1 protein-coding gene is annotated in these 13,649 nt (G+C 48.7%); it reads left to right on the forward strand.

All coding sequences use genetic code 11. The features are described from left to right. Positions 1 to 206: 206 nt before the first annotated feature. Positions 207 to 13,646 carry a T9SS type B sorting domain-containing protein gene (locus PP178_RS03720; protein ID WP_272592965.1) on the forward strand — a complete coding sequence of 4,480 codons (13,440 nt, stop codon included), beginning with the start codon at positions 207 to 209 and terminating at the stop codon, positions 13,644 to 13,646. Positions 13,647 to 13,649 lie beyond the last annotated feature (3 nt).

A 13,649-nucleotide genomic window follows, 5' to 3' on the forward strand; every position in this document is an offset into this window, starting at 1 on the left:
CACAACAAAAAATATTTCAGGTTACTTCTTCTACCTAATTTCATCCTGTGTAGTGCAAATAATCACGAGCTCAACCAGCCAATACCGGGATTTTTACATAGCGGCATTTTAGCCCTACCCCCCAAATAACGCCATGTAATTGCAAATAACAGAGTCCTGCGATGATTATATCACTGCTATATATGTTTTTCAAAACTATTTACGTTGTGATCAAAAGAAATAACCTTGCAAGATTTTTATTATCCGCAACACTATTGATTAGTGTTGTGGGGTTTGCACAGGAGTATAACAATTTTGAGGTTCGTTACCAAACCAACCTCAAGGGGGACCTTACGTTTATCGCGAACAACATCCTTAACCGGGATGGAGGTTCAGGAAGTACAGAGCCGGAAGATGCGTACAACGCAACCGGCAATTCATCCACGTATAACGATTGGATGAATATGCAGTATATCGATGTAGATGGAGACCCGTCTACCTTCAGTTCAAGCAGTGCCACATTTACCTTTCCCAACAACAGTTGTAACCTGATCCGATATGCCGGTCTCTACTGGTCTGCCACCTATCCCAGCGAACAGGCGGGGCAGGCACTGGGAACCAACAGGCAGAACGATTTTAACCAGGTCAAGCTAAAGGTCCCCGGTGGATCTTATGTCGATATAACAGCAGACGAAGTGCTCTTTGACGGTTTCACCAACGTTGATCCTTCTATCACCCAGAATAGTCCGTATGCTTGTTATGCGGACATTACTGCGTTATTGACCGGTCTGGCCAACCCTGAAGGAGATTACACCGTCGCTAATATGAGGGCAGTGACCGGGTCACTTTCTCCGGGTGGAGGAGCCGCTGCCGGATGGACCCTCGTAATCGTATACGAAAACCCTTCCTATACCGGGAAAAAGATCACCACTTTTGACGGTTTCGCCAGGGTACGTGCCGGGGAGCAGGTAGATATCAATTATACCGGATTTAATACAATTCCAGTGGGGCCGGTACGCGCCCGCCTAGGGGTTGCCGCTTTAGAAGGCGATAACCGTATTAAAGGGGATGAGCTTCACATCAGCGCCGCGAGTGTTGGCGGCTTTACCCGGCTGGAAAATGCCGTAAATCCTAAAGACAACTTTTTCAACAGTAATATTACCATAGACGGTGCCATTAGCACCAACCGAAATCCCAACAGTGTAAATACCCTGGGTTACGATTCTGATATCTTCCAGGTACAGAACGGAGGAAATTCGGTGATCCCAAACAATGAGACCGCGGCGACCCTGAGGTTCACTTCAGACGGGGATCAATATTATCCCTTCTTTCAATCATTCAATGTTGAGGTCATTGAACCTAACGTGGTGGTGGAAAAGAAGGTGGAAGATATTGCCGGAAACGATATTACAGGTATGGGAGTCAACCTGGGGCAGACCCTGGATTATGTCCTCACCATTCAGAACATTGGCAATGACGATGCACAGAATTACAGTCTGCGGGATGTGTTGCCGACCAACGTCACCCTAGATGAAGCTAATATCTCTACTTCCGGGGGAGTCAATTATACCTATGATGCCCTTTCGCACGAAATTACCTTTACTGTAGATGACAATAAACTAGAGGAAGGAGATCCGCCGGTCAGTATACGCATGCGGGTACAGGTGGCACAGAACTGCTATGATTTTGTTAATGCGTGTTCCGATATTATTGAGAACGTCGCATTCTCTACCTATATGGGGGTATTAAACCCGATAACGATTACAGACGACCCCAGTGTCAACGATTTTGACGATTGTGGATTCACCAATGCCGGGGCAACCAATTTCCTGTTGGATGACCTTACTGCCTGTGATTATAGCAGGACGATACAAATGTGCGGTGGCAGTGCCACCCTGGATGTAGGTGATGGTTTTGATTCTTATACCTGGTACGTGGATGAGAACAATGACGGGATGCTGGATGCGGGCGACACGGTCATTACCGATGGAGATCCTGATAATGATCCAAGCACCCTTATTGTAACCGAATACAGAACCTACATTGCTGATAAATATACCTCGGACCCATGTAAAGATTACCAGGAGATCATCACGGTTGAGCCTTTCGGAACAGGCCATACCAACCCTATTATCGACCTGATCAACGATACTACTAATACGGTTGAAGGAGAAGTGGTTGTCTGCCCGAATGATGGGGAGGAACTACCTACGGTATTCTTATGTGGGCTGAATGACACCGAATTGCTGTCCGTAAACCTTCCGGACGCCTTAAGTATTCAATGGGACCAGCTGGATACCGCAAGTTGCGGATCTCCGGGACCTGATTGTGCCAATAAGATTGCCGGTTGTACCTGGAATAACGTGGGTAACGGGAACGATTTTGTCGCCTCGGACTCAGGGGAATACCGCATTACCATTAACTACGAGAACGGATGTTTTACACGCTTTTACTTTAACATCTTTAAAAATCCACTTGATCCTCAAGTCAATACTCGTGATATTATCTGTGCCACGCCCGGTAACATTACCGTTACCAATATGCCTGCGGATTATGAATACCAGTTGATAGACCAGTCTACCGGTACTATCCTGGTTCCTTACAGCGCTAATAACGGGCCTTCATTCACCATTAATACAAATGGTGCCTACGAAGTGGAAATGCGCCAAATCGGGGTGACCGACGGTTGTATCTTCAGATTAGACAATATTGGTATCCTGCTCAGGGACTACCAGGTAGATATTTCCACCAAGGACACAGATTGTAACGGACTTGGAGAGATCTCCATTTCTGCACTCGATGTTGAACCACAGTATTATTATGAAATTTCACAAGGCGGGGTATCTGTAGATACTTTTGGACCCTCGGACGATAACAATTACACTTTCCAGAACCTCACTGATGGGGTCTATGATGTATTGGTGACTACAGACGATGGTTGTTCTTATACAGAACAGCTTACCATCTTTGATGTGACCAACCTCGCAGTGAACGCTTCAACCACGAAACCCATCGATTGTACAGATGGGGTCATCACAGTGAATGGTTCCGGTGGATTCGCCGGTCCGGGATACCAGTACGCCATCTGGAGCTATAACGGGGTAGATCTTTACCCTAACGTTGCCTCAATTCCGGCTGCAGCTTACCAGGGCACGAACGAATTCTACTTTACCAACGGGGAAGAAGGAGATTACGAATTCGTAGTAGTAGACGGGAATAACTGCTCTGCCATTTCCAATATCGCTTCCATAGCTATTGCTCCTGCAGTAGACTATACCATCGCCACATCCGATGAACAATGCTTTGGAGATGAAGACGGTACGCTGACAGTCAATGTAACCAACTATAATGGGTATTCGGTTAATTACGAGATCACCCGCCCTGACGGTTCAAAAAACAATAACAATTCTGGTGTCTTTACAGACCTGGAGCAGGGCAATTACACCCTGACCATGACTGCTGATAATGGTACAGACAGCTGTTCTTTTGATACACCTTTCACCATAGGAGGACCTGTAGATGCAGTTTTTGGAGACGGGGTACTTATACAGCACGACGGATGTAATGGTGGAGGGATCATCGAAGCACAGAATGTCACAGGCGGAATTTCTCCTTACGAATACAGTATTGACCAGGTGAATTACATCTCCGGTCCGGGTGCTGAACGATTCACAGGACTATCCAAGGGGGATTACCGTATCTATATCCGGGATGCCAGCGGCTGTGTTTACCGCACTCCAAAGATAGATGTGGATGAAGTTGACGGGCCTGACAGGCTTCACGTACGTGATATGTCTGATGTTACTTGTCCCAGCAATACCGCCGATGTCAGTCTTCACGTTCATGATGGAGAAGAGCCTTATACTTTCGAAATCATTGCCCCAATGGCGATCCCTTCTTCCAGTGTAGATGAAGACGAAGGCTTTTTTGATGGCCTGGCCCCGGGAACCTATACCGCCAGGGTTACCGACGCTAACGGGTGTACTTTTGATGACGTATTCACTATAGACCCCATTCCGCTTATCCAGGTAAGCGCTACTTCCGTTAGGGATGTAAGCTGTGTTGGTGGATCCGACGGGCGTATTGAATTAAACATCACCGACTTTGAAGATAAGTATAGCTACTTCCTCGATGGCGTGGAAATAGATAAGGACGAGGATGATGCTACGCAGACTATCAGTGGGCTCCCTGCCGGCACCTATACCATCATGGTCCGGGATAAAGATCTGGATTGCGAGGATACTATCAGTGTTACAGTTGCTGAACCTGCTTCTGCACTGAGCTTTACGGAAACTGTTAGTCCGCTTACCTGTACCACCGACGCATCCCTGGATATTGATGCCAGTGGTGGATGGGGCGGTTACAGCTACGAAGTAGAACAACCTGATGGAACCTTTCTTGGGCCACAGGGCAGCGATATCTTCAACAATTTGGCCCAGGTAGGAACCTATACCATTACAGTAAGGGATTCAGGAGGCTGTGCCACTACCGGCACTTTTGACGTGATCTCTACGACCAACCCTGTAGTTATCCTTGCCGCGACTACAGATCTTTGTTACGACCCTGTTAACGGGGTAAGCCTTACTGCTAGTGTCAGTGGCGGAGTAGCTCCTTACGCTTATAGTATCAACGGTGCACCCGGGCAGACCACCGGTGTATTTGACAACCTTAGCCCGGGAGTGTATACCGTAGTGGTCACTGACTCCTACGGATGTACCGGGACCTCGAATAGTATTACAATTGAACCCCAACTAACTTTAAGCGCTACCCTTGTTAAAGAGCTGGATTGTACTGCTTCACCGGATGCGGTCATCGATGTTACCATCAACGGGGGATATGCTCCCTTTAGCTACGAGGTGAATGGCGGCGGAAGCAATGCCGTGGCCGGGAATACCTTCACCTACACGACGGCTGTGGACGGCACTTTCAACTTTACTATCACGGATAGTGAAGGCTGTTCCGCCACGACCCAGGTGATCGTAGACCCTATAACTAATCCCGTAGCAACTCATAACCCGACCGATCCTTCCTGTGACGGGGCAGGAGACGGGATCGTAGAGATACTGATCGACAATAATTTCGGAACACCGCCTTACCAGGTCAATTTTGACGGGGCCGGACTCTCTGCCCAGACCTACTATAACGGTTTAAATGCAGGCACATATACCTATGTAATAGAAGACAGCAAGGGATGTACTTATACTGATACCGTAGTGCTGACCGCTCCGAACCCCATGGCCGGCGATGCGGTCATCATACAGGATTTTACCTGCCTGCAAAGCGGAACCCTGCAGGCTCAGAATGTGACCGGCGGAACAGCTCCATATGAATACAGCCTTGACGGCGTGACCTTCAACTCGGGTGCAGGTGCAGACACTTTTAGCGGTCTCTCTGACGGGACATACAATATTTTTATCCGGGATGCCAATGGTTGTGTATTCACCACTGTGAACGTGAACATCCCTGCCCTGGATCCACCAACAGACATCACTTTTGCCGCCACGGCGCCCAACTGCCCGGCACAGACTTCTGATGTAACCTTGACCGTTTCAGACGGGGTGGGAAGTATTACCTACGAGATTATCGCTCCAGCAGCGGCCGTAATCGACAACGGCAACAACAATGTATTTCCAGGGCTTGCTCCTGACACCTATACCTTCAGGGTTACTGATGCTAACGATTGTAGCTATGAAGAGAATTTTACCATCAACCCGGTTACCCCTATAGACATCACCGGTACACTGATCAGGAACGTCTCCTGCGTGGGATCTTCAGATGGATCTGTCGAATTTAATGTAAGTGGTTTCTCTGCTACCTATGCTTATAGTGTAAATGGCGGTGCTGCAACAACAGCACAATCCTCAGGAACCATCAGCCTGAACGGGCTTCCGGCAGGAAACCATACCATAATAGTCACCGACGAGACGACGAATTGTACCGATTCTGCAACCGTCACTGTAGATGAACCTTCAATCCCCTTGAGCTTTACCTTCGTGGTAACCCCGCTTACCTGTGATGTAGAAGGAACCGTTACCATTAACGCACAGGATGGCTGGCCACAATACACCTATGAAGTTGAAGAGCCGGATGGTACCATCCTGGGGCCACAGCCGGGTAACTTCTTCAGTGGGCTGAACCAGGTAGGAACCCATATCATCCGTGTAACCGATTCCGGTGGATGTACGGAGACAGATTCTTTTGACATCGTGACTCCTGCAAATCCAACCGCCAGTATTGATGCGGCATCGGACCTGTGCTACAGTTCTACCAACCTGGCAGATGTAGTGGTAGGAGCTTCAGGCGGAAATGCCCCGTATTATTACCGAATCAATGGCGGACCAACCCAAACCTCCAATACATTCAGCGACCTTATCCCGGGATCTTATACGTTTACCGTCCTGGACAGCAATGGATGTTCTGACGATGTAAGCCTGGATATTGAGCCCGAACTTACGGCCAATGCAGTACTAACCAAAGACCTGGATTGTACCGCTTCTCCCGATGCTATCATTGATGTAGCTACCAACGGTGGTTACGGGCCTTATACCTATGAAATTAACTTCAATGGTGGAGGTTATGTGCCTGTATGCGATTGTTTTCCTTACACCACTTCTACTGCCGGAACCTACCAGTTCCGAGTAACCGACAGCCAGGGATGTGTGGGAGAATCCAATATAGTGACGGTAACTCCTGCCGTAAACCCACAAGCAACTGCGATCACTACCGACCCTTCCTGTAACGGGAACAGTGATGGGGTCGTGGAAATAGATATCGATGCTAGTTTCGGCGTTGCACCCTACCAAGTGGATTTCAATGGTGCCGGGTTCACCGCACAAACCGTGTACAGCGGCTTACCAGGTGGCAATTATAACTATATCGTAAGAGACAGTAAAGGCTGTGTGTACAATGACACCGCCGTACTGAACGATCCTGCGCCCTTTATCGCAACAGTAACACCAACCAATGTATCCTGTGGTGGTGCCGGGGATATCCCCGGGAATATCGTAGTAGATATTACCAGTGGCGGAGTTCCGGGCTTTACTTATACCCTGTATGATAACCAGAACAACCTCGCTGTAACAACCAGTGCCAATCCACAAGTAACAGCAGCCACATCAGTTACCTTTGATGGTCTTGAATTTGGCGACTATTACATACGAATTATCGACGCCAATGGCTGTGAATATTACGAGAACCCAATCCGTATCTTGTCCAACCCTTTCCTGAGCCTGAGTTCGGCTCCGGCTGCGGTGGACTGTATCAGCGGAGGAACCGTCGAGCTCCTGGCTTCCGGTGGTTCTGGTAATTATACCTTTACCATGTACGATATCGGGACGCCTCCGAATACAGAAGTAGCCGGGCCTGGGGCAAGCGAAGAAACAGCAACTTACACCGGTCTTAACCCGGGGCAGACGTACATCTTTAAGGCAGTAGATAACGCAAATGGTTGTACCAGTTACGTAGAAGCGACTATCCCTAATGTCTCGCTTATCGACGTAGTTGCAGACCCGGTTATACAGGATATCAGCTGTAATGGTGCCAATGATGGTTCCATTAGCTTCCAGGTAGAAGATTATGATCCTAGTGTGGTTAATATCAATTTCAGTATACTGCGTGCTGTTTCTAATATTCCATTAGCCGGACCGGGCTACAGCGGGTCTTTCCCGACCAACGGGGGAGCGCCGACCGTAGCACATACGATTTCAAATATCCCTCCGGGAGATTATGTCCTGTTATTCGAGGAAAATGAGAGCCCATTCTGCTCTAACACTTATGCGTTCAGGATCATAGAGCCTACACCATTGTCACTGAACCTCTTGGATCAGAATAATGCCAATTGTAACGAATTCGGCCAGGTGACTGTACGTGCCCAGGGCGGAAGCGGTCCTTATACCTATGCTTTCGTAGAAGATGGGAACGCACCTGTTGCAGCCGATTTCACAAGCAGTTCTTATGCCGAACTGGATCCTGCGATTAATACCGCCTGGGATGTTTACGCCCAGGACGCCAGGGGTTGTATCACCGCTCCTATAGACATCACAGTCACAACAGATCCAAGCCCGGTCATAGACCTGGTGGCGCTGAACCAGTGTGCTGCACAGGAAGGAAGTTTTGAAATAGAGGTAACGCTGAACATCGAAGGCGTCGGCCCCTATACCCTAAGCCTTAATGGCGGGGCATTCCAGTCCTGTACCCTTACCAATGCTGGAGATACTAAATTATTTGGCGGGCTCAGCTCCGGTACCCACACCGTAACCATCCGCGATTCCAATGGTTGTGAGCACAGTATGAGTGTGGATGTGTTTCCTCCTTCTTCATTGTCTGCAGAAGCTACGGTACAACCTACCTGTGCACTGAACGACGGGCAGATCCTGCTAACTCCTTACGGGGGATCCGGAGCCTATACCTATGACCTGATCAATAACGGAACAGGTCTGAGCGAAGCCTTCGGAGGTGTGCCACAGGCATCCCCTTTATTTACTGCCCTTGCCCCGGGTAATTATACCGCCTATATCTACGATACCGTTGCTGTGGGTTGTAGCGCCTCGGTGACTTTAGATCTTGAAGTGCCTACCGCAGTGAGCTTCACAATTATTAAGAATGATGTCTCCTGTAATGGAGGAGCAGACGGAACCGCTACAGCGGTACTGCCTGCGGGAATGAATAATCCTCCTTATACCTATCAACTTCTAGATGCGTTTGGAATACCCATTACAGTTATTCCACAAGCCAATAATACTTTTAACGGACTTGCTGCCGGGGATTACCAGATCCGTGTGATGTCTGCCAGGGGTTGTTCCAGGGTAGAACCTGTCACCATTGACGAACCATCAGTTGTAATGGCTTCTGCTACGAATACGGAATTCAGCTGTAATCCAGATAATACCGTTGCCCAGGCTACGATCACCGTGAACGGGGTTGGTGGTACAGGCAGCTATATGTACAGTATTGACGGAGTTAACTATTTCAGCAATAACACCTTTAATATCAATGATACTGGGGCGGTACAGAACCTGACCCTCTGGGCCAGGGATGCCAACGGTTGTGCCGATGATTTCGCTCTTAGCGTTAACCCACTGCCAAAGATCACCGATGTAGCTGTGACCAGGCAAGTGGCTATCACCTGTGCTAATGACGAAACAGCCCGAGTTACGGTAACTGACGGGTCCGGAGATTTTGATTTTGACCTGCTGCCTATAGGATCTGCGCCAACGCAGAGTCCCGGTGCAGGTTTCTATACAGCCGATTTTGACTTGGCAGCTCCAGGAGATTACACTTTCAGGGTAACCGATAATGTTACCGGTTGTTACTACGTGACCACTCCATATACCGTAGATCCATATGATACTATAGAAGTAACTGCTACAGCAATAACACCTGTGACCTGTTTTGGGGATAGCGACGGTGAATTGGAAATCAATGTTAGCGGCTATACCGGGAATTATAACTACCAAGTATACCTGGCCAATGGAACCCCAACCGCCATCAGTGGCGTGGGGAATACCGCGACTAACCCCATGACCATCGGCGGATTATCTGCAGACAATGTTTACGTGGAAGTGGTGGCGACAGACACCCCATTCTGCGATGATAACAGCAACACGGTGACCATTGGATCGCCTAATGCTCCACTTCAACTGAACCTGATCTCTAATATCAACGCTAATTGTACCATTGGCGCCCAGGTAAGTGTACAGGCCAGCGGTAGTACCCCGGCTTTTGAATATGCCTTTGTACCTACCACCACAAGCCCGGCCGGACTTTATGGACCGAGTACCGATGCTACGCTGAGTCCTGCTGTTTACCCGGCAGATTACGATGTGTACGTGAGGGATTCCAGGGGATGTACTACCATGATCACCATTACCGTGGACGAAGATCCGATGCCTACCGTTACAGCACCGGCCTTTGCTACAGACCAATGTACCTCTGACGGTACCTCTTACGCCTTTACAGTAGCAGGAACAGGAATTGCTCCGCTGCAATACAGTGTGGGAGCAGGGTTCCAGAGCAGTACCACCCTTAACGTGAGTGCACCGGGAACCTATACCGTTACAGTACGTGACGGCAACGGCTGTACCTCGACCGATACTATTGATATACTGCCTCCGCTAGGATTAAGCCTGGTGGCCAGTGTACAACCTACATGTGCCCTTAATGACGGTGAGATCAGCATCACGGCCAGTGGTGGTTCCGGAAGCTATGAATACGACCTTCTGGATCCGGCCATGGTCAGCGTGACCGGCGGTGCAAGACAAGCTTCAAATACCTTTGCAGGACTGGCACCGGGAACCTATACGGCTATCGTATTCGATACTGCCGGATCCGGATGTGACCAGCAAGCCCTGGTAACCTTAGAGGTGCCAACCCCGGTGAATTTCAGTACGACCAAAAATGATGTTTCCTGTAATGGAGGAAGTGATGGTGATATCACCGTTATCTTACCTGCATCCAATGATAATCCACCATATACTTTTACCCTGGACGATGGGATCAACCCACCGGTGGTACAAAACGGAAGGGTTTTCAGTGGACTTCCCGCAGGAACTTATGACATTACCGTAACCTCTGCACGTAACTGTGTGGATACCCAGACCGTTATCATTGATGAGCCCGCGGTAGTAACCCTTTCGGCTACGGCTACATCCTTTGCGTGTAACGCTGCAAATGGTAAAACTCAAGCCGTAATCTCTACTGTGACCGGTGGAGGAACCGCACCCTATACCTACAGTATAGACGGTACTAATTTCCAAAGCAACAATAGCTTTAATATTAGCGATACCGGGGTTCAGCAGACCATAACAGTAACTGTAAGAGATGATAACGGATGTATCGAAACAGATACGGTCATCATTGATCCGTTAAATGTCTTTACGGCAACAGTAACACAGGTGAACGCCATAACCTGCGCCAACCCGGAACAGGTGATCATCAATATCTCTGATGATGGTAACCCTGCCAATACCTATACTTTTGAACTACTGCCAATTGGTAATCCTAATGGTGTACAAACTGGCAGTCCAACGAATACTTCTGCAGAGTTTGACCTGATGGATATCGGTACCTATACCTTCCGCATTACGGATAATGCTACAGGCTGTTATATTAACACTGTTGCCTACGAGGTGCTCGCATTCGACTTTATGGAGGTTGAAGCTACCGCAATATCACCGGCCATCTGCTTCGGAGATAGTAACGGGGCCCTGGAGATCAATGTTACCAATTATACCGGTGCCTATACTTACGAAGTCTTTACAATGGGTGGAGTGACTACAGGAATTACCGGGGCCGGGAATACATCGACCAGCCCTATGACCATAGGCGGACTACCGGGAGGAAACTTCTATGTAACCGTTTCTGCTACGGACACGCCATTCTGTGATGAAAACTCGAATAATGTAGTCATTGATTCACCTACTAATATACTGACGGTAAATACCCAGGAAGTAGCCAACGTAGAATGTACTAATGACCAGGGAGAGATCCTAGTGGATCCGTCCGGAGGTTACATGCCTTACAACATCGTGTTGACCAATACCACTACAGGCCAGGTATACACCCAGGCTAATGTGAACAGCTACGTCTTTAGAGCCTTGTCTGCCGGTAGTTTTACCGTAGATGTTACCGATGCTTCGGGATGTACGATCTCGGACAGTGAGACCTTGGTACAACCAAGTATGATCACCGCCGGAATTACTGCTGCTCCTGCTACTCTTCAATGCTTTGGAAATACTGACGCAACGGTTACCGCTACCGCTGTATCCGGGGGAGAAGGCAGTTATCAATATCGCCTGAACCGCTACGATTCGGCAGGGACAACCCTGTTATCGACCGGGGGAGCCCAGGTGAGCCCAACGTTCACTAACCTGGGGGCTGGCGTCTACAGTATCAGTATTTCTGATAGCTGGAGCTGTGATGTGGAAACCGCCCAGGTGACCATCACCGAACCTGCAGAGGTAGAGAGTTCATTAAGGCAGATCAGTACTCTGAGCTGTAATAACCTCGCCCGGTTAGAATTAACTGCCACAGGTGGAACCGCACCTTATGAATACAGCACCAACGGGGTATCGTTCAGCCCGATGTCCGGCGGAAACAGCCACGTATTTAATGTTTCGGACGGGGTATACCAATACTATGTCAGGGATGCATTCGGCTGCGAGGCGACGATCTCTAACCAGGTTTCCGTCGATGCCGTACCACCTCTAAGCCTGAACCTGGATACCAGCGCCGCTGTGATCAATTGTACCGGCGAAGCTACTGCAACAATTTACAGCAGGGCTAGCGGAGGACTCGGAAATTATTCCTACGAACTGTTCAGCGATGCAGCCCTGACCAGTCTTGTTGCAGGTCCTCAGAACAACGGGGATTTCAGCAACCTCGCTGCAGGACAATACTATATCAGGGTAAGCAGCATGGATTGCGTGGAAGTTTCACCGCAGATCCTGATCCAGGACCCACCGCCATTGCAGATCGATGTACAGCAGTATACTGATGTCACCTGTGCAGGGGAAGACGATGGTACCATTACCGTAGAAATATCCGGTGGTTCAGGAAATATATTATATGCCATCAGCCCGAACCTGAATAAGTTCAGTAGTGAAAATACATTTACTGATCTCGCCCCGGGTGTTTATGACGTGATCGCACAGGATGTCAACGGATGCTTTATTCCATTCCAGTTTACCATCACTGAACCAACACCGCTAGAGGCCACTTTTACGACCTTACCGGAGGTTTGTGCCGGGGAAGAGGACGGAAGTATCTCTTTGAACATATCGGGAGGTACAGCGCCTTACAGGACTGCATTCAATGCTAACGATGATAGTGATTTTGTAAACGGTCAGACCGACTTTAACAACCTGGCTGCCGGTACCTATGTCATCTTTATCAGGGATGCACAGGATTGTGAGACCAACGTGATCGTCGAGGTAGAAGGCGGAGTTAACCTGAACGCTATGATCAGCCCGGTTTACGAATGTAGCGGTGCCATCCCGGACAACTATTTGGATATTGTCCTTGAGGATGAGACTGTGGCCGACGATGTGATGTATGCCCTGGATTCAACCGATCCTGCAGATATGCAGCTCGATCCTGATTTCAGGAACATTCCGCCCGGAGATCACTTCATCAGTATCTCGCATGCCAATGGCTGCCTGAGAACCATCGACTTTACTATCGAATCCTTTGAGCCTTTAACGCTGGTTCTCGAACAACATAACATGAACGAGATCACAGCTGTAGCTAACGGGGGCGGTGGAGACTATACCTTCACTTTTGACGGGCGTAACAACGGGGATAGAAATACCTTTTTCATCAACAGGACCGATACCTATACGGTAACTGTGGAGGATGCCAATGGCTGTACCATGTCTGCCGAAATTGCGATGGAATTCATTGATATTGAGATCCCGAATTTCTTTACCCCGGATGGTGATGGAACAAATGACACCTGGGTACCGCGGAACCTGGAAGGCTTCCCGCAAATACTAACCATCATTTTTGATCGTTATGGTAGAGAGGTCTATCGTATGGACAATAAGAACAAGGGATGGGATGGTTTCTACCAGGAAACCGAATTACCAACCGGGGATTATTGGTACGTGATCAAGCTGAGAGGTGAGAACGATCCACGTGAGTTCGTAGGCCATTTTACCCTGTATAGATAACCA

Origin of the sequence: Zeaxanthinibacter sp. PT1 (assembly GCF_028464225.1) — a bacterium.
Taxonomy (GTDB): domain Bacteria; phylum Bacteroidota; class Bacteroidia; order Flavobacteriales; family Flavobacteriaceae; genus Zeaxanthinibacter.